The sequence below is a fragment of the Micromonospora sp. NPDC048868 genome, from assembly GCF_043198195.1.
GTDB classification, from domain to species: domain Bacteria; phylum Actinomycetota; class Actinomycetes; order Mycobacteriales; family Micromonosporaceae; genus Micromonospora; species Micromonospora reichwaldensis.
In genome coordinates, this window is sequence record NZ_JBICUN010000006.1 from 215158 (window position 1) to 232522 (window position 17365).

19 protein-coding genes are annotated in these 17365 nt (G+C 74.4%); 17 read left to right on the forward strand and 2 right to left on the reverse strand.

Annotated elements, in window-relative coordinates:
• Positions 1–7: 7 nt before the first annotated feature.
• A complete protein-coding gene (mgrA, locus tag ACGFNF_RS12290; RefSeq protein ID WP_393167549.1) occupies positions 8–1003 on the reverse strand; it encodes an L-glyceraldehyde 3-phosphate reductase in 996 nt (331 codons plus the stop codon).
• A 77-nt stretch (positions 1004–1080) separates the two neighbouring features.
• Here mgrA and ACGFNF_RS12295 point away from each other — a divergent pair, with 77 nt between their 5' ends.
• The 9 genes from ACGFNF_RS12295 to ACGFNF_RS12335 all read left to right on the forward strand — a co-directional run bounded on the left by ACGFNF_RS12295 (position 1081) and on the right by ACGFNF_RS12335 (position 10398).
• Positions 1081–2049, forward strand: a complete 969-nt coding sequence (locus ACGFNF_RS12295) for an aldo/keto reductase (RefSeq protein ID WP_357576477.1) — start codon at positions 1081–1083, stop codon at positions 2047–2049.
• A 4-nt stretch (positions 2050–2053) separates the two neighbouring features.
• Entirely contained in the window at positions 2054–2554 is a 501-nt protein-coding gene (locus ACGFNF_RS12300; protein WP_357576478.1) for a hemerythrin domain-containing protein, read from the forward strand.
• A 76-nt stretch (positions 2555–2630) separates the two neighbouring features.
• The gene (locus ACGFNF_RS12305; protein WP_393167552.1) at positions 2631–3875 is read left to right on the forward strand and encodes a histidine kinase; all 1245 of its coding nucleotides are present in this window, start codon (positions 2631–2633) and stop codon (positions 3873–3875) included.
• Entirely contained in the window at positions 3872–4540 is a 669-nt protein-coding gene (locus tag ACGFNF_RS12310) for a response regulator transcription factor (protein ID WP_393167554.1), read from the forward strand. Before ACGFNF_RS12305 ends, ACGFNF_RS12310 begins: the two co-directional genes overlap by 4 nt.
• 77 nt (positions 4541–4617) lie before the next feature.
• A complete protein-coding gene (locus tag ACGFNF_RS12315) occupies positions 4618–5694 on the forward strand; it encodes a hypothetical protein (RefSeq protein WP_393167556.1) in 1077 nt (358 codons plus the stop codon).
• Positions 5695–5754: 60 nt separating this feature from the next.
• A complete protein-coding gene (locus ACGFNF_RS12320; RefSeq protein ID WP_393167558.1) occupies positions 5755–7209 on the forward strand; it encodes a magnesium chelatase in 1455 nt (484 codons plus the stop codon).
• A 2-nt stretch (positions 7210–7211) separates the two neighbouring features.
• The gene (locus ACGFNF_RS12325) at positions 7212–9167 is read left to right on the forward strand and encodes a VWA domain-containing protein (RefSeq protein ID WP_393167560.1); all 1956 of its coding nucleotides are present in this window, start codon (positions 7212–7214) and stop codon (positions 9165–9167) included.
• Positions 9168–9311: 144 nt separating this feature from the next.
• On the forward strand, positions 9312–9779 hold the full coding sequence (locus tag ACGFNF_RS12330; protein WP_357576483.1) for a hypothetical protein: 468 nt from the start codon (positions 9312–9314) through the stop codon (positions 9777–9779).
• A gap of 61 nt (positions 9780–9840) precedes the next feature.
• A complete protein-coding gene (locus ACGFNF_RS12335; protein ID WP_393167562.1) occupies positions 9841–10398 on the forward strand; it encodes a hypothetical protein in 558 nt (185 codons plus the stop codon).
• A gap of 55 nt (positions 10399–10453) precedes the next feature.
• On the opposite strand, the gene ACGFNF_RS12340 is transcribed toward ACGFNF_RS12335, so the two are convergent.
• The gene (locus tag ACGFNF_RS12340) at positions 10454–10738 is read right to left on the reverse strand and encodes a DUF427 domain-containing protein (protein ID WP_357576485.1); all 285 of its coding nucleotides are present in this window, start codon (positions 10736–10738) and stop codon (positions 10454–10456) included.
• Positions 10739–10847: 109 nt separating this feature from the next.
• On the opposite strand from ACGFNF_RS12340, the gene ACGFNF_RS12345 reads away from it, so the two are divergent.
• From ACGFNF_RS12345 to ACGFNF_RS12380, 8 genes are all read left to right on the forward strand, one after another.
• Positions 10848–12248 carry an FAD-binding oxidoreductase gene (locus tag ACGFNF_RS12345; RefSeq protein ID WP_357576486.1) on the forward strand — a complete coding sequence of 467 codons (1401 nt, stop codon included), beginning with the start codon at positions 10848–10850 and terminating at the stop codon, positions 12246–12248.
• Positions 12245–13588 carry a class I SAM-dependent methyltransferase gene (locus ACGFNF_RS12350; protein ID WP_393167565.1) on the forward strand — a complete coding sequence of 448 codons (1344 nt, stop codon included), beginning with the start codon at positions 12245–12247 and terminating at the stop codon, positions 13586–13588. Before ACGFNF_RS12345 ends, ACGFNF_RS12350 begins: the two co-directional genes overlap by 4 nt.
• An 88-nt stretch (positions 13589–13676) precedes the next feature.
• Positions 13677–14234 (forward strand): helix-turn-helix domain-containing protein, encoded by a 558-nt coding sequence (locus ACGFNF_RS12355; RefSeq protein WP_357576488.1) that lies wholly within the window; start codon positions 13677–13679, stop codon positions 14232–14234.
• The gene (locus ACGFNF_RS12360) at positions 14227–15105 is read left to right on the forward strand and encodes an SRPBCC family protein (RefSeq protein ID WP_393167567.1); all 879 of its coding nucleotides are present in this window, start codon (positions 14227–14229) and stop codon (positions 15103–15105) included. Before ACGFNF_RS12355 ends, ACGFNF_RS12360 begins: the two co-directional genes overlap by 8 nt.
• A gap of 93 nt (positions 15106–15198) precedes the next feature.
• On the forward strand, positions 15199–15432 hold the full coding sequence (locus ACGFNF_RS12365; protein ID WP_132233650.1) for a zinc-ribbon domain-containing protein: 234 nt from the start codon (positions 15199–15201) through the stop codon (positions 15430–15432).
• Positions 15433–15440: 8 nt separating this feature from the next.
• Positions 15441–15614 (forward strand): hypothetical protein, encoded by a 174-nt coding sequence (locus tag ACGFNF_RS12370; RefSeq protein ID WP_192581430.1) that lies wholly within the window; start codon positions 15441–15443, stop codon positions 15612–15614.
• A 111-nt stretch (positions 15615–15725) separates the two neighbouring features.
• Positions 15726–16145, forward strand: a complete 420-nt coding sequence (locus tag ACGFNF_RS12375) for a hypothetical protein (RefSeq protein ID WP_357576490.1) — start codon at positions 15726–15728, stop codon at positions 16143–16145.
• A 103-nt stretch (positions 16146–16248) separates the two neighbouring features.
• Positions 16249–17358 (forward strand): hypothetical protein, encoded by a 1110-nt coding sequence (locus ACGFNF_RS12380; protein ID WP_393167570.1) that lies wholly within the window; start codon positions 16249–16251, stop codon positions 17356–17358.
• Positions 17359–17365: the final 7 nt, after the last annotated feature.

Genomic DNA, 17365 nt, shown 5'->3' on the forward strand with positions numbered 1-17365 from the left:
CCGCGGCTCAGCCGAGGTGGCGCTCGATCTCGGCCAGCTCGTCGGCGCCGAGGTCCAGGTCGTCCAGGGCGGCGACGTTCGCCTCCAGCTGCGGCACGCTGCTCGCCCCGATGATCACGCTGGTCATCCGCGGGTCGCGCAGCGCCCAGGCGAGCGCGAGCTGGGCGAGTGACTGGCCGCGCCGCTCGGCGATCGCGCCGAGCGCCCGGATGGTGGCCATCTTCTCCTCGCCGAGGTCGCTCTCGCTGAGGAAGACGCTGGTGCGCACCCGGGAGTCCGCCGGAATGCCGCCCAGGTAGCGGTCGGTGAGCAGGCCCTGGGCGAGCGGGCTGTACGCGATGCAGCCCGCGCCGACGCGCTCCAGCGTGTCCAGCAGGCCGTCGTTCTCCGTCCAGCGGTTGAGCATCGAGTACGACGGCTGGTTGACCAGCAGCGGCGTACCCAGGTCGCGCAGGATCGCGGCGGCCCGCTCGGTCTGCGCGGAGTCGTAGTTGGAGACGCCGACGTAGAGCGCCTTGCCGGCCCGGACGACGGCGTCGAGGGCGCCCATCGTCTCCTCCAGCGGGGTGTCCGGGTCGAAGCGGTGCGAGTAGAAGATGTCGACGTGGTCCAGCCCGAGGCGGCGCAGCGACTGGTCCAGCGAGGAGACCAGGTACTTGCGGGAGCCCCACTCGCCGTACGGGCCGGGCCACATCAGATAGCCGGCCTTCGTGGAGACGACGAGTTCGTCCCGGTACGGCCGCAGGTCGGTGGCGAGCATGCGGCCGAAGTTCTCCTCGGCGGAGCCCGGCGGCGGCCCGTAGTTGTTGGCCAGGTCGAAGTGGGTCACGCCCAGGTCGAAGGCGCGGCGGACGACGTCGCGCTGCCGCTCGTACGGCCGGTCGGGGCCGAAGTTGTGCCACAGCCCGAGCGAGATGGCGGGCAGCCGCAGTCCGCTGCGCCCGCTGCGCCGGTAGGTCATCTGGTCGTAGCGCTCATCCGCGGCGAGGTAGGTCACGGTCACCGACCCTATCCCCGCCGGTGGCGGGCGTGCGCGGCGAACGGGCCTGCGACAACGGACTCCGGGGTAGTTTCGGGACCATGCGTTTCGTCCCGCTCGACACCCCCAAGCCCCTGTCCAAGATCGGCCTCGGCACCTGGCAGTTCGGGTCCCGGGAGTGGGGCTACGGCCCCGAGTACGAGCGCCGGGCCGCCGACATCGTCCGGCGCGCCGTCGACCTCGGCATCACCGTCTTCGACACCGCCGAGCTGTACGGCTTCGGCCGCAGCGAGCGGATCCTCGGCGAGGCGCTCGGCGACGACCGGCCGAAGGTCGTACTCGCGACCAAGATCTTCCCGATCCTGCCGGTCGCCCCGGTGGTGCAGCAGCGGGCGGTCGCCTCGGCCGCCCGGCTCGGCGTCACCCACCTCGACCTCTACCAGGTGCACCAGGCCAACCCGCTGGTCGCCGACCACACCACCATGCGCGGCATGCGCGCGTTGCAGGACGTCGGGCTGGTCGGCGAGGTCGGCGTCAGCAACTACGGCCTGCGCCGCTGGCAGGTCGCGGAGGCGGCGCTCGGCCGGCGGGTGCTCAGCAACCAGGTCCGCTACAGCATGGTCGACCGCGGGCCGGAGCACGACCTGCTGCCGTACGCGAAGCAGGCCGGCCGTGTCGTCATCGCGTACAGCCCGCTGGCCCAGGGCTTCCTCTCCGGCCGGTACGACGCGAAGAACCCGCCGAGCGGGGCGGTACGCCGGGCCAACCCGTACTTCCTGCCGGAGAACCTGGAGCGCGGCGCGACGCTGATCGAGACCCTGCGGCAGGTGGCCGACGCGCACGACGCCACGCCCAGCCAGATCGCCCTCGCCTACCTGCTGCGCCACCCGAACGTGCTGGCCATCCCCGGCGCGTCCGGCGTGGAACAGGTCGAACGCAACGCGGCTGCCGCCGACATCGACCTGACCGACGACGAACACGCCGCGCTGGCCCGCGCGGCGAAGGAGTTCCGCCCGATCACCGGCCTGGCGGCGGCACCCCGCCTGCTGCGGGCCCGAGCCGGAAGGTGAGCCGATGGACGACATCACCGCGCTGATCCTCGACGACCACGCGGCCTTCCGCCGGGGCTTCGCCCGCCTCGACGACGCCCGCGACGAGCACGAGCTGCTGGCGATCTGGGACGCGCTCGCCCTGCACCTGGACGTGCACGCCGAGGCGGAGGAGGCGATCCTCTACCCGCACCTGGTGCGCCACGGCGACGACGGCGAGGCCGAGACCGTCGACGCGATCGGCGACCACAACAAGATCCGCGACGCCGTCGCCGAGTCCAAGCTGCACCCGGTGGGCTCCGACGAGTGGTGGGCGGCGGTGCGTACCGCCCGCCGGGAGAACAGCGAGCACCTCGCCGAGGAGGAGGACGAGGCGCTGCCCGACTTCCGCCGGCACGCGAGCGTCGAGCTGCGGGCCGAGCTGGGCCGCCGCTGGCTGACCTTCCACGGCGAGCACAAGTTCGGCCGCGACCTGGCCTTTGCCGACAAGGACCCGCAGCGCTACGTCGACGAACACCGCCACTGACCGGACGCCGGCGCGGACGCCGATCTCCCCGACGCGGGGGAGTCGGCCCGGGGCGTGACCGGGACAGAATGGGCGGGTGAAGCCCCGCACGGTCCTCGCCCCGCTGACGGCCGGCAGCACTTGGCGGCGCGGCGTGTTCCTGCTGCTCGGCGGGGTGCTCGCGCTGCCGTACGCGCTGCTGGCGGTGGCCTTCGCCCAGCTGCTGACCCGGTCGGACATCCCCCGGCCGCTGGTGCTGGCGCTGCTCGGCGTCGCGGCGATCATCGCGGCGGTCCCGGTCTTCCTCGACGGCCCCCGGGCACTGGAGATCGCCGCCGCGCGGACCCTGCTCGGCGTCGACCTGCCGGACCCGGCCCCCGGGCACGTCGCCGACCGGGAGACCCGGCTGCGCTCGGCGCTCTGGATCGGGCTGCACCTGGTCAGCGGCGGGCTGGTGGTGGCCGCCCTGTTCAGCGCCGTGCCGATGGCGCTCGCCTTCATCGGGCAGCAGTTCGGGCTCGACACCGGCGTGACCGGCGGCGACCGGTTCGGGCCGCTCGACGGGCGGGACACCGGCTGGCTGACCCTCGCCGGCGTCGTCGTGCTGGTGGCGCTCGGCTACGCCGTGGCCGGGCTGGGCGCGCTGGCGGTGTCGATGGCCCCGGTGCTGCTCGGTCCGGCCCAGGCGGAACGGATCGCGGCCCTGGAGGCGCGCAGCGCCCGGCTCGCCGAACGCAACCGGCTGGCCCGGGAACTGCACGACTCGGTGGGCCACGCCCTCACCGTCGCCACCCTCCAGGCCGGGGCCGCCCGCGAGCTGCTCGACCGGGACCCGGAGTTCGTCCGGCGCGCGCTGGGCGCGATCGAGGAGGCCGGGCGGACCGCCATGGACGACCTCGACCACGTGCTGGGGCTGCTCCGGGAGCCCGACGGCCGGCGGGCCGCGCCGGCGCCGCAGCGTACGCTGGCCGACCTGGACCGGCTGGTGGCCGACACCCGCGCGGCCGGCCTGCCGGTCGAGGCCCGGCGCACCGGCGACCCGGCCGACCTGCCGGCGGCGGTCTCCCGGGAGGGCTACCGGATCGTCCAGGAGGGGCTGACCAACGCGGCCCGGTACGGGCGGGGACCGGTCACGCTGCGCCTCGACGTGCACGCCGACGCGCTGGAGCTGGAACTGGACAACGCGGTCAGCCGGCGCCGCCGGGCCGACCCGGGGCGGGGCGGCCGGGGCCTGGACGGGATGCGGGAGCGGGTGCTGCTGCTCGGCGGCCGGCTGACCGTCGGGCCGGACGGCGACCGCTGGCGCATCCGGGTGCGACTGCCGTTCGAGGGGACCCCATGACGACCGGAACCGCGACGACCACCGGCGTGTTGATCGTCGACGACGACGAGCTGATCCGGGTCGGGCTGCGGGCCATCCTCGACGCCCAGCCCGACCTGCGGGTGCTCGGCGAGGCCGCCGACGGCGCGGAGGTACCGCCGCTGGTCGCCCGGCTGCGCCCCCGGGTGGTGCTGATGGACGTGCGGATGCCCGGCATCGACGGCATCCAGGCCACCCGGCGGCTGCTCGCCACCTCCGCCGACCCGCCCCGGGTGCTGGTGGTGACGACGTTCGCCAACGACGAGTACGTCTACGACGCGCTCCGCGCCGGAGCGAGCGGGTTCCTGCTCAAGCGGGCCCGGCCCGCCGAGGTGGTGGAGGCGGTCCGGGTCGTCGCGCGGGGCGAGTCGCTGCTCTTCCCCGCCGCCATCCGCCGCCTCGCCGGGGCGTACGGGGGGCGGGGCGCCGACCGGCTGGCGGCCGCCCGGCTCACCGAACGGGAGGCCGAGGTGCTGCGGCTGATGACCACCGGGCTGTCCAACCCGGAGATCGCCGCGCACCTGGTGGTCGGGGTGGAGACGGTGAAGACCCACGTCGGCAACGTGCTGGCCAAGCTCGGCGTCCGCGACCGCACCCAGGCGGTGATCGCCGCGTACGAGTCGGGGTTCGTCACCCCGTCGGGCTGAGCGTTCCCTCCCGAGGGGGAGCCGGTTCACCGCCGCTCGGGAGGGCGTACGCGGCCCGTCGGCCGAGGCTGGGAAGCATGACGACGACCGAAGTTCCCACCCATCGCCCGGCCCCGAGCCGGCTGGACCGGCTCGCCCCGCTGGCCGCCGGCTGGCTCGGCCTCTGGGGGCTGCTCGCCCTGGTCTCCGCCGTCACCGGTGCCGGCTACCCGTTCGGGGCGAACGATCCGGTCGACGGCGAGGCCAACCTGCTCCGGCTGGTCCCCACCGACGTCGGCGCGCCGCTGTTCGCCGTGCTGCTGCTCGGCGCCGCGGTGGCCGCGCTCGCCATGGCCGGCCCGGCCCGCCGCCGGGCCCGACCGCTGAACACGCTGCTGTCGGCGTACGCCTGGACTGTCGCGTTCCTGCTCGCCGTCGTCGTGCCGGACGTGAAGGTGCTGGTCATCCTCGGCTACCTCCCGATCCTGATCGTCGGCGCGCCGTTCGGCTGGCCGCCGGTGGATTACGCCGACGTGTTCACCTGGGCGCTGTTCGCGCGGTGCGCGGCCATGGTCGGCGGGGTGCTGCTGGCCGGGGCGGTGCTGCGCTGGCAGCGGCGCACCGCGGGCGCCTGCCCGACGTGCGGACGCGACGGCGCCGACCACGGCTGGGCCTCACCCGACTCTGCCGCCCGCTGGGGGCGCGTGGCGGCCTGGACCGCGGCCACCGTCCCCGCCCTGTACGCGGTCACCCGGCTCGCCTGGGCGGTCGGCGTCCCGCTCGGCGTCGAGCGGTCGTTCCTCGACGAGATGCGCGACTCCGGGCTGGTCTGGGCGGGCGCCGGGCTGGGCGCGTTCGCCCTGGTGGGCGCGGTCCTCACCCTCGGGCTGGTGCAGCGGTGGGGCGAGCGGTTCCCGCGCTGGATGATCGGCCTGGCCGGGCGCCCGGTGCCGGTCCGGCTGGCCGTCGTCCCGGCGACGCTGGTGGCGGTGGCGGTCACCGCGGCGAGTCTCGGCCTGCTCGCCACCCCCGCCTTCTGGGACTTCTCCGGCGGGTTCAGCCTCGCCACCGCGCCGATGCTGCTCTGGCCGTTCTGGGGCGTCGCGCTCGGCGTCGCCACGTACGCGTACCACCTGCGCCGCCGGGGCACCTGCCGGAGCTGCGGACGCGGCTGAGGCGGGGGTGCCCGGTCGGCGGACCGGGCACCCCCGCTCCCGTGAGCTAGCGTTGGTCGGGTGACTGCGCCTTCCCCGGTTACCCCGGCACCTCCGGCCGACCTGCCCGGCACGCTCGGCGCGCTGCGGGCGGCCGGCCACGCGTACCGCACGGTCAAGCAGGAACTCCGCGACAACCTCCTGGCCCGGATGCGTTCCGGCGCCGACCGCTTTCCCGGCATCGTCGGCTACGACGACACGGTGCTGCCCGAGGTCGAGCGGGCACTGCTCGCCGGGCACGACATGGTGCTGCTCGGCGAGCGGGGCCAGGGCAAGACCCGGCTCATCCGCTCGCTCGTCGGCCTGCTCGACGAGTGGACCCCGGTGATCGCCGGCTCGGTGCTCAACGAGCACCCGCTGCACCCGCTCACCCCCGGCTCCCGGGCGCTTGTCGCCGAGGCCGGCGACGACCTGCCGGTGGCGTGGCTGCACCGCTCGATGCGCTACGGCGAGAAGCTGGCCACCCCGGACACCAGCGTCGGCGACCTGATCGGCGACGTCGACCCGATCCGGATCGCCCAGGGGCGTACCCTCGGCGACCCGGAGACGATCCACTTCGGCCTCGTCCCGCGTACCAACCGGGGCATCTTCGCCGTCAACGAGCTGCCCGACCTGGCCGAGCGGATCCAGGTGGCGCTGCTCAACGTGCTGGAGGAGCGGGACATCCAGGTCCGCGGCTACCAGCTGCGGCTGCCGCTGGACCTGTTCCTGGTGGCCAGCGCCAACCCGGAGGACTACACCAACCGGGGCCGGATCATCACCCCGCTGAAGGACCGCTTCGGCGCCGAGGTGCGTACCCACTACCCGGTCGACCTCGACCTGGAGCTGGCCCTGATCCGGCAGGAGGCCGACCTGGTCGCCGAGGTGCCGGAGCACGTGCTGGAGGTGCTGGCGCGGTTCGCCCGCGCGGTGCGCGAGTCGCCGTCGGTGGACCCGCGTTCGGGAGTCTCCGCCCGGTTCGCCATCGCCGCCGCCGAGACGGTCGCCGCCACCGCGCTGCGCCGCGCCGGCCTGCTGGCGGCCACGGAGCCGGCTGACGGGGTACGCCCGGAGGCGGCGGTCGCGCGGGTGGGGGACGCGGTTTCCGTGACCAGCACCCTGCGCGGCAAGGTCGAGTTCGAGAGCGGCGAGGAGGGCCGGGAGGTCGAGATCCTCGGCCACCTGCTGCGCACCGCGACCGCCGAGACGTTCCGGGCCCGGCTGGCCGGCCTGGACCTCTCCGGCTTCACCGCCCTCGTCGACGAGGACGCCGTCATCGAGACCGGCGAGCTGGTCGGCTCCGCCGAGCTGCTGCGCCAGGTGGGCACCGTGCCCGGCCTGGCCAAGGCGCTGGACCGGCTCGGGCTGGGCGACGCGCCCACCCCGGAGCAGGTCGCGGCCGGCGTGGAGTTCGTCCTGGAGGGGCTGCACCTGACCCGCCGGCTCGGCAAGGACGTCACCGACTCCGGCCGGACCCGCTACGGCGGCCGGGCCTGAGCATGGCCGGCGACCGGTTCCGGTACGGGCAGTGGCGGGGCGGCCCCGACCCGCTCGCGCCCCCGTACGACGTGCGGGGGGCGGTGGACGCAGTCGGCGCCGAGGTGCTGGCCGGCGGCAGTCTCCGGGAGGCGCTGCGGGACCTGCTGCGGCAGGGGCCCCAGGGGCGCGGCGGACTCGACGACCTCGCCGCCCGGGCCAGGCGGCTGCGCCGGGAGGCGTTGCGCCGGGGCGACCTGGACGGGGCGGTCACCCGGGCCCGGGCCCTGCTCGACCAGGCGCTCGCCGCCGAGCGGGACGAGCTGCGCGGGCGCGACGGCGACGACGCGCGGTTCGCCGAGGCGGTGTTGGACAACCTGCCCCGCTCGACGGCCCGCGCCGTGGAGGAGCTGACCGGCTACCGGTGGAGCAGCGACGAGGCCCGCCGGACGTACCAGCGGATCCTCGACGGGCTGCGCGACGACGTGCTCGGCCAGCGCTTCGCCGGGCTGCGTGACGCGGTGCGCGCCTCGGCGGACCCGGCCGCGCAGCAGCGGCTGGCCGAGATGATGCGCGACCTGAACGACCTGCTGGCCCGGCACGCCCGGTCGGAGGACACCACCGACGCCTTCGCCGAGTTCATGCGCCGGCACGGCGCGTTCTTCCCCGAGCAGCCGGCCGACGTCGACGAGTTGGTCGACGTGCTGGCCCGGCGCTCGGCCGCCGGTGAGCGGCTGATGCGCTCGCTCTCCGACCGCCAGCGTGAGGAGCTGGCCGGCCTGATGCGGCAGTCGCTCGGCGACCGGCTCGCCGGCGAGCTGTCCGCGCTGGACGCCAACCTCCGGGCGCTCCGCCCCGACCTGCACCGGGGCCCGGGCGAGCGGGTGCGGGGCGAGCGGCCGCTCGGCTACGGCGAGGCCGCCGGCGCGCTCGGCGAGATCGCCGAGCTGGACGAGCTGCTGGACCAGCTCGACCAGGAGCATGCGGGCGCCACCCTGGACGACGTCGACGTCGACGCGGTGGCCCGGACGCTGGGCCGCGACGCCGCCGACGACGTACGCCGGCTGCGGGAGCTGGAGCGGGAGCTGCGCCGGCAGGGTTGGGTGAGCCGGGACGCCGACGGGCTGACCCTGAGCCCGAAGGCGCTGCGCCGGCTCGGCGGCACGGCGCTGCGGCGGGTATTCGCGGACCTGACGGCCGGGCCGCGCGGCCAGCACGACCTGCGCTCGGCGGGCGCCGCCGGCGAGGTCAGCGGCGGATCGAGGCCATGGGAGTACGGCGACGAGCAGCCCCTGGACGTGGTGCGGACGCTGACCCGGGCGGTCCGCCGCACCGGCTCCGGTGTGCCGGTCCAGCTGGCCGTCGAGGACTTCGAGGTGGTGGAGACCGAGCGGCGGGCCTCGGCGGCGGTGGTGCTCTGCGTCGACCTCTCCTACTCGATGATCTCCCAGGGCCGGTGGGGCCCGATGAAGCAGACGGCGCTGGCGCTGGCGCACCTGATGGCCACCCGGTTCCCCCAGGACGCGTTGCAGATCGTCGGCTTCGGCCTGGAGGCGCTGCCGCTGACCCAGCAGGAGCTGGCCGCCGTCGAGCCGGACCTGCGGCAGGGCACGAACCTCCAGCACGCGCTGCGGCTGGCCGCCCGGCACCTGCGGCGGCACCCGGACGCCGAGCCGGTGGTGCTGGTGGTCACCGACGGGGAGCCGACCGCCCACCTGGACCCGGACGACGGGGAGGCGCTGTTCCACTGGCCGCCGCTGCCGGAGACGATCGCGGCGACCGTGGGCGAGGTGGACCGGCTCACCCGCTACGGGGCCACGCTCAACCTGTTCATGCTCGGTGACGATCCCGGCCTGCGCCGCTTCGTCGACGCCGTGGCCCGCCGCTCGAAGGGCCGGATGTTCACCCCCGACCTGGAGGATCTCGGCGAGTACGTCGTCTCCGACTACCTCCGCACCCGGCAACCACGCCGTCGCTGACCTGGCGGATTCGACGGGCCCGGGCGGCTGCGCCCCGTGTCCAGCCCTTCGGCGTTCCGGCACGCGTTTCCGGCCGGTCCCTTCCGGGTGAACCGTCCGCGGGAACGCCGGGCCGGACAGCGCGGGCCGGGATTGACTGGGGACATGGACAGCGGGGCGTTGCGGGGGGCGTACGCGGAGGTGCTCGCGGAGGTCGACGCGGGCGGGTTCGGGCCGCCGCCGGCCGGGCAGTTGAGCGCCGAGCAGATCGTCGCGCACCTTGCCGCCAACGACGAGTTGATGACGGAGGCCACCGAGGCGGTCCTCGCCGGTGCGCCGTTCGCGTACTACGACCTGGAGACCATCCACCGTCCCCAGGTGGACGCGCTGGTCGCCGAGTGCGGTGGGCTGGACGGGCTGGCCACCCTGCTGCGGGCCACCAGTCAGAAGCTCTGTGCCCTGACCGATCGGCTCGGCCCGGCGGCAGCCCAGACCCCGGTGGAGACCCATCTGCGCGAGGGCTTCGACCTGGTCGTGGACGAGCCGCTGCCCTGGGCCCGCACGTTGGACCTGCACACCCGGGTGCACCTGCCGAAACACCTGGCCCAGTTGCGCATGCTGCGTACCGGGTGACCGGACGGGTCACGCCGTGCCGGCAGCGGTGGCCGTGGCGGCGGCCACCTACCCTCGCGACGTGACGCGGTTGCGGCGGGCGGTGATGCGGCGGGTCGATCACGTGTGGGATCTCGGTTGGGCCAACCTGTTCGGGGCGGCGCTGGTCGGCTTCTTCCTCTGGCTGGCCCTGATGCCGCTCGGCGACGGCATCGACCAGCTGCGGGCCGAGAGGTGGGGAATCGGCGGAACCGTCAGCCTCTCCCGGTGCGCGATCGACGACTGGGCCAGGGGTGACCCGTGGCGGTGCGGGGGCACGTTCGTCTCGGCCGATGCCACCGTACGGATCGACGGTGTCGCGTACGAGGAGAGGTTCGACGACGACCCGCGGATCGCGGGGGAGCCGGTGAGCCGCGCCGCCCGGGTGAGCGGGTCGGGCGCGTCGAGGGCGTGGCCGCCGGGGGACGGGTGGCAGGCGTCCCTGATCGGCGGGATCTTCTGCCTCTTCCTGACGGCGATGGTCCTCGGGTGGTGGGTCCACCCGGGCGGGGGCCGACCGGCTCCGGCCCCGACGACCCGTCGGGGGCCCCGGTCGGCCAAGCCGCCCGCCCGGCTGCGAATGCGGCGGCGGCGTCGGTGAGCCGGCTGTCGTCGACCGATGACGCGAGGTCCGCGCGTCCCCGTCGGCAGGCGCGTCAGTCGACGACCCGGACGTCCTTCCAGAAGGCGACCCGGTCGCGGACCATCTCCGCCTCCGGCTTCGGCTCGGGGTAGTACCAGACCGCGTCGACGCTGGTCCGGCCGTCGTGCTCCAGCGTGTAGTAGGACGCGGTGCCCTTCCACGGGCAGACGGTGTGCGTGTCGGACTCGCGGAGCAGGTCGTCGCGCAGGGCGGCGCGCGGGAAGTAGTGGTTCCCCTCGACCAGCACGGTGTCGTCGCTCTCGGCCACGACCAGGTCGTTCCAGACGGCTCTCGGCATGGCTCCCACGCTATGTCGCCGGCCCGGCGGCGGCCAGTGCTCCGATCACGTCGCGGACGCACCAGTGGACGTCCCCCGTCACGGGGGTTTCAGCGCGTACAGTGACCGCATGTGTGCGGTCCGTGTGGATCATCATCCGGTCGACCACGACGGTGCGGTGGCCCAGTTGCGACGGTCCTACGCGGCGGTGCCCGCGGGCGCGCCGGTGCGGCTGGCCAAGCGCACCTCCAACCTGTTCCGTCCCCGGTCCGCCCCCCGCGCGCCGGGCCTGGACGTCACCGGGCTCACGGGCGTGCTCGCCGTGGACCCGGTCGCCCGCACGGCCGACGTGCAGGGCATGTGCACCTACGAGGACCTGGTCGACGCGACCCTGCCGCACGGGCTGATGCCGCTGGTCGTGCCGCAGTTGCGCACCATCACCCTCGGCGGGGCGGTGACCGGTCTCGGCATCGAGTCGACCTCGTTCCGCAATGGCCTGCCGCACGAGTCGGTGGTCGAGATGGACGTGCTCACCGGGGCCGGCGAGATCGTCACCGCCCGCCCGGAGGGGGAGCACGCCGACCTCTTCGCGGCGTTCCCCAACTCGCTGGGCAGCCTCGGCTACGCCACCCGGCTGCGCATCGAACTCCAGCCGGTACGCCGCTTCGTGGCCCTGCGCAACGTCCGGTTCACCCGGCTGGAGGCGCTCGCCGACGCGATCGCCGAGGTCACCGCGACCCGGTCCTGGGCGGGGGAGGCGGTGGACGCGATGGACGGGGTGATGTTCAGCCCCGGCGAGGCGTACCTGGTGCTGGGCGCCTTCACCGACGACGCGCCGCCGCCCAGTGACTACACGGGACAGGACATCTACTACCGCTCGCTGCGCCGGCGCACGCACGACGCACTGACCACGTACGACTATCTGTGGCGCTGGGACACCGACTGGTTCTGGTGTTCGGCGGCGTTCGGGGTGCAGCACCCGGTGCTCCGGCGGGTCTGGCCGGCGCGGTGGCGGCGCAGCGACGTCTACCACCGGCTGGTCCGGTGGGAGCACCGGCACGGCGTGGCCGCCCGGATCGACCGCCTGCGGGGCCAGCCGGCGCGCGAGCGGGTGGTGCAGGACGTGGAGATCCCGCTGGAGCGGATGGCCGGGTTCCTGCGCTGGTTCGCCGGCACCGTCGGGATGACCCCGGTCTGGCTGTGCCCCTTGCGGCTGCGCGAGCCGTCCGGTCCCGGATCGGCCCGGGCCTGGCCGCTCTATCCGCTCCGGGCCGGGCAGAACTACGTGAACGTCGGCTTCTGGGGCAGCGTGCCGATCGCGGCGGGGGCCGCCGACGGCGACGTCAACCGGGCGATCGAGCGCATGGTGTCGGAGTCGGGCGGCCACAAGTCGCTCTACTCCGACGCGTACTACGACCGGGAATCCTTCGACCGGCTCTACGGCGGCGCGACGTGGCGCGCGGTGAAGGACCGTTACGACCCGGACCACCGGCTCACCGGACTGTACGAGAAGGCGGTAGCGAGAGCATGAGCCTGACCGATCGAGACCAGGGGGCGGCGAGCGCTCCCGCCAGCCCGCCGGCGGGGAGCCGGCGACCGGGTCCGACCGTGGCGGACGTCGTCCGCGCGTTGACGACCGGTGCCCTGCCGGTGCGGGTCACCGGGTACGACGGCAGCGCGGTCGGCCCGGCCGACGCCGGCATCACCCTGTCGATCCGTTCCGAGCGGGGCCTGACCTACCTGCTCACCGCCCCGGGCGACCTGGGCATGGCCCGGGCGTACGTCGGCGGCGACCTGGCGTTGCAGGGGGTGCACCCGGGCGACCCGTACGAGGCGTTGCGGGTGCTCAAGGACGAGCTGCGGCTGCGTACGCCGTCGCTGGCCGAGGGGCTGGCCCTGGTGCGCGGGCTGGGCTGGGAGCGGCTGATGCCGCCGCCGCCCCCGCCGCAGGAGGCGCTGCCGCGCTGGAAGCGCGTGGTGAACGGGCTGCGGCACTCCCGCAGCCGGGACAGCACCGCGATCTCCCACCACTACGACGTCTCGAACGCCTTCTACGAGAAGGTGCTCGGCCCCTCGATGACGTACACCTGCGCGGTCTTCCGCTCGCCCGACGACACGCTGGAGCAGGCGCAGGCGGCCAAGTACGACCTGGTGGCGCAGAAGCTGGCGCTGAAGGCCGGGATGCGGCTGCTCGACGTGGGCTGCGGGTGGGGCGGCATGGTCCGGCACGCGGCCCGCGAGTACGGCGTGAAGGCGCTCGGGGTGACCCTGTCCCGGGCGCAGGCCGAGTGGGCCCGGGCGGCGATCGAGCGGGAGGGGCTGAGCGGCCTGGCCGAGGTGCGCCACCTCGACTACCGGGACGCGCCGCGCGAGCAGTTCGACGCGGTCTCCTCGATCGGCCTGACCGAGCACGTCGGGGTGCGCCACTACCCGGCCTACTTCGGGGCCCTGCGGGACCGGCTGCGGCCGGACGGGCGGCTGCTCAACCACTGCATCACGCGGGCCGACAACCGCGCGCCGCACCGGTCGGGCGCGTTCATCGACCGCTACGTCTTCCCCGACGGGGAGTTGGCCGGCCCGGGGCGCCTGGTCAGCGAGATCCACGACGTCGGGCTGGAGGTGCAGCACGAGGAGAATCTGCGGCTGCACTACGCGCTGACGCTGGCCGGCTGGTGCCGCAACCTCGTCGCGCACTGGGACTTCTGCGTCTCGGAGGTGGGGCCGGGCACGGCCCGGGTGTGGGGCCTCTACATGGCCGGGTCCCGGCTGGCGTTCGAGCGCAACGGCATCCAACTGCACCAGGTGCTCGCCACCCGCCTCGGTCCGGAGGGGGCGAGCGGCTACCCGCTGCGCCCCGACTGGCTGCCCTGATCCGCCGTCGACAGCCGCGCCGCCCGCCGGCGCGGCTGTCGCCGAAGCCATTGACAAACAAATTTTGTACGTACAAACTGATTTTGCCATGAGAGACGTCCTGTACCTGGAACAGATCGAGCAGGCCGAGGTCCTGCTCAAGCCGCACCGCGTCGAGGTGCTGCGACAACTGGCCGAGCCGCGCACCTGCACCGAGGTCGCCACCCGGCTGGAGCAGACGCCGCAGCGCGTCTACTACCACGTCAAGCAGCTCGTCGCCGCCGGGCTGGTCGAGCTGGTCAGCGAACGCAAGGTCCGGGGCATCACGGAGGGCATCTACCAGGCCGCCGCCCGGTCCTACTGGCTGTCTCCCCGGCTGGTCGGCCGGATCGGCCTGCGCCGGGCCCGCGACGAGCTGAGCCTCGGCTACCTGTTGGACCTGATGGAGGAGGTCCAGGAGGACATCGCCGGGCTCGACCGTGCCGCCCCCGAGCTCCCCTCGGTCGGGGTCGCCGGCGAGATCCGGGTGCCGGCGGAGCTCCGCCAGCAGTTCCTGCACGACCTGCAGAGCACTCTGCAGGACCTGTTCACCCGCTACGGGGGCGCCGAGGGCGACGCCTTCAAGCTCGCCGTGGCCTGCTATCCGAAGGGGAAAGAACGTGACTGAACCGATGAGGCTGCCCGTCCGTCTCGCCGCGCCGGCCGAGGCCGTCCGCCGCGCCCTGACCGACCCGGCCGAGCTGCGCGTCTGGCTCGCCGAGCACGCCGAGGTCGAGCTGCCGCGACGGTACGAGTTCTGGGGGCGCCACACCCCGGAGGGCGACGCGCCGCACCAGCGGCTGCTACACGTCGACGACGACACGCTGCGCTTCGCCTGGCTGCTCGACGGGGTGGAGACCACCACCGAGTTCGCCCTGCGCGCGGAGGGTCCCGGAACCACGGTGCTGACGTTGACCCAGAGCCACTTCGACTTCGCCGAGGCGATGAGCGGCAGCACCATCCGGGGCGTGCTCCAGACGTTCTGGAGCCTGTCGCTCGCCAACCTGGCCGCCCACCTGGCGGGGCAGTCGCTGCTGCCGAAGGTCGACTTCGCCTCCGCCGAGATGCGCGGCGAGCTGCTGATCGACGCGCCGGCGGCGAAGGTGTTCGAGTCGCTGACCGACTCCGAGCAGGCCAGCGCCTGGTTCGGCTACCCGATCGGCATCGAGCCCTGGGTCGGCGGTCGCTACGCCATGGGCGGCTTCGAGCACGGCTACGCGGCGAAGGTCGTCGACCTGGAGCCGGGCCGGAAGCTGTCGGTGGACTGGGGGCCGACCGGCGTCAGCACGTGGGAGCTGGCCGAGTCGCAGGGGAAGACGAAGCTGACCTTCGTGCAGTCCGGCTTCGACGAGCAGAACCCGCCGTACGGGGCGTGGGCCGGGTCGGTCTCGTCGCTGTTCGAGCTGCGCCGGTTCCACGAGATGAAGGACTGGCAGCCGATCTGGCTCCCCGCGGAGGTGCCGGGCCTGGAACCCGTGCCCGCGAAGGCGACGAGCTGACGTACGCCCCCGGGGCGCGCTCCAGGCGGAGCGCGCCCCGGGCGGTCGAAAGTCGCAGGTGATAGTCGGGCCTCTGGTGGGTACTGGGGGGCGATGTTCTTCATCTTCGGGCTCCGCACCAAGGTCAGCCAGTCCGGCGTGGTGCAGCAGGTCTGCCGCAACTGCCACAACCAGGCCGCGCAGGTGATCACGCGCCGATCGACGAAGTTCAGCCTGTTCTTCGTGCCGCTCATCCCGATCCGCACCCGCTACGTGCAGCAGTGCACCTTCTGCGGCGCCCAGTACGACATCTCCCGGTCGGAGGCCGAGCGCCTCCCGGTCGGCTGAGCCCACCGATGGCCCGTTTCCTCTGCTGGCTGATCGGCCGGCAGCCCGCCGTGCCCGCGCCCGTGCACACCGTCTCCCGGCCGCCGTGCACCCCCGGCCGCCGCCGTCGTCGCCGCGACCGCCGGCCGCTGGCCGGCACCGCCCTGCCCCGTTCGCCCTGGAACCGCTCCGCCGGGCGCTGACCGATTCGTGATCCGCCGAGGCGCGGCGGACTGGTGGGACCGTGCCAGGATGTGGCGGTGTCGTACCCCCCTCATGCGTCGTACCCGCACATGCCAGGCCCCGTGACGCCGATGGTGTACCCCCACCCGATCGCGCCCCCGCCCGGCTACGCGGTGCTCGCCGTCACGGTGAACCGTGGCCCGTACATCGTGCCCGCCCCCGCCACGAGCAAGTTCAAGGTCAACGGCCAGGCGGTGCCGATCCCCGGCGAGGGCACCTGGTACGTGGTGATTCCTCCCGGGTCACTCGACGTGCGGTACACCGATTTCATGGGCCTGCCGCTGATCACCACCACGCTGGTCGCCCATCCCGGCGCGGCCTACCACCTGTCGTTCCGCTTCGGCGGCTGGCGCAACCGCGCCTACGACGGGTACGGCACCGACGTGACGAAGTTCGGGCTCTGGTCGAACTACAGCATCGCGCTTGTCACGTTGGGCGCCTTCGGGCTGATCTGCTGCGGTTTCCTGGGGCCGTTCACCACCCTGCTCTGAGCCGGTTCCGCGCGGCCCGGCCCCGGGCCGACGGCTGCGGCGGGTGCCACCGGCCGGGGCGGCGCCGGGCGCGGGCGGCGGCGACCGCCTATCGTGGCGGATCGTGACGAGCACCGAGGAACGACTGGCCGCGATCCGCGGCGGCGTGCCACCGAGGCGGCACAACGCGCGCACCATCGCCGCCCTGACCGGCAACCCGGGCTGCACCCGGCGGGCCGTGCTGGACGGCGCGGGGGTGGACAAGCCGAAGCTGGCCGAGCGGATCGGCTTTCCCGCCCGGTTCGGGCAGTCCCGGTTCGCCATCACCCGGGGCAACGCGTTCGAGGCGCAGGTCAAGGCCGACGGCGGGGCCGAACTGCTGCGGCTGGTCGCCGAGCGGCTGGGCGTACCGGTGCCGGCGGCGGCGAGCTGGACGGACCTCGGCGACGGCGTCGAGGACGACACGGCCGCCCGGCACCGCCGCTCCGCCGCGCTGCTGACCGGCGCCACCCCCGGCGGGACGGACGACACCGCCGCCCTGTTCGACCACCCGCTGCTCGGCCTGGAGGTCGCCGGCCGCCGGGTGCACCTGGAGCCGGACCTCGTCGCCGCCCGGCTCGCCGGCCGGTTTTACGTCGTCGAGATCAAGTCGTTCCCGGTGGTCGACGGCCAGGCCGACCCGGCCAAGGTGTCCGGCGCCGCGATCCAGGCCGCCGTCTACGTGCTGGCCCTGCGCGAGCTGCTCGCCGCCGCCGGCCACGACCCGGAACTGGTGTCGCACGACGCGGTGCTGGTCTGCCCGCGCGACTTCGCCAACCAGCCGGTGGCCAGCCTGGTCGACGTGCGCAAGCAGTTGCTGGTGCTGCGCCGCCAGCTCGACCGGATGGCCCGGGTCGACGCGCTGCTGGCCGCCGTGCCCGAGGACTTCACCGCCGACCTGACGGTCGAGCCCGCAGCCCTGCTCGCCGCGCTGTCGCAGGTGCAGGCCCGCTACGCGCCCGACTGCCTGGCGGCCTGCGAACTGGCGTACTTCTGCCGGCACGAGGCGCGCGGGCACACCGGGGCGCTGGGCCGGCCGGTCCGGGAGGCGCTCGGCGGGGTCGCGGAGGTCGACGAGGTGCTGGCGCTGGCCGCCGGCGAGCGCGCCCCGGAACCGGGGCAGGAGGAGGCCGCCGCGCTGCTGCGGGCCGCCGCCCGGCTGCGCGCCGACGCCCTCACCGGGACCCCCGCATGAGTACGCC

What these genes read in the sequence shown, in the direction of transcription:
- ACGFNF_RS12295 (WP_357576477.1), top strand. Translation starts at nt 1,081, where the DNA reads ATGCGTTTCGTCCCGCTCGACACCCCCAAGCCCCTGTCCAAGATCGGC.
- ACGFNF_RS12300 (WP_357576478.1), top strand. Translation starts at nt 2,054, where the DNA reads ATGGACGACATCACCGCGCTGATCCTCGACGACCACGCGGCCTTCCGC.
- ACGFNF_RS12310 (WP_393167554.1), top strand. Translation starts at nt 3,872, where the DNA reads ATGACGACCGGAACCGCGACGACCACCGGCGTGTTGATCGTCGACGAC.
- ACGFNF_RS12315 (WP_393167556.1), top strand. Translation starts at nt 4,618, where the DNA reads ATGACGACGACCGAAGTTCCCACCCATCGCCCGGCCCCGAGCCGGCTG.
- ACGFNF_RS12325 (WP_393167560.1), top strand. Translation starts at nt 7,212, where the DNA reads ATGGCCGGCGACCGGTTCCGGTACGGGCAGTGGCGGGGCGGCCCCGAC.
- ACGFNF_RS12330 (WP_357576483.1), top strand. Translation starts at nt 9,312, where the DNA reads ATGGACAGCGGGGCGTTGCGGGGGGCGTACGCGGAGGTGCTCGCGGAG.
- ACGFNF_RS12340 (WP_357576485.1), bottom strand. Translation starts at nt 10,738, where the DNA reads ATGCCGAGAGCCGTCTGGAACGACCTGGTCGTGGCCGAGAGCGACGAC.
- ACGFNF_RS12345 (WP_357576486.1), top strand. Translation starts at nt 10,848, where the DNA reads ATGTGTGCGGTCCGTGTGGATCATCATCCGGTCGACCACGACGGTGCG.
- ACGFNF_RS12350 (WP_393167565.1), top strand. Translation starts at nt 12,245, where the DNA reads ATGAGCCTGACCGATCGAGACCAGGGGGCGGCGAGCGCTCCCGCCAGC.
- ACGFNF_RS12355 (WP_357576488.1), top strand. Translation starts at nt 13,677, where the DNA reads ATGAGAGACGTCCTGTACCTGGAACAGATCGAGCAGGCCGAGGTCCTG.
- ACGFNF_RS12365 (WP_132233650.1), top strand. Translation starts at nt 15,199, where the DNA reads ATGTTCTTCATCTTCGGGCTCCGCACCAAGGTCAGCCAGTCCGGCGTG.
- ACGFNF_RS12370 (WP_192581430.1), top strand. Translation starts at nt 15,441, where the DNA reads ATGGCCCGTTTCCTCTGCTGGCTGATCGGCCGGCAGCCCGCCGTGCCC.
- ACGFNF_RS12375 (WP_357576490.1), top strand. Translation starts at nt 15,726, where the DNA reads ATGGTGTACCCCCACCCGATCGCGCCCCCGCCCGGCTACGCGGTGCTC.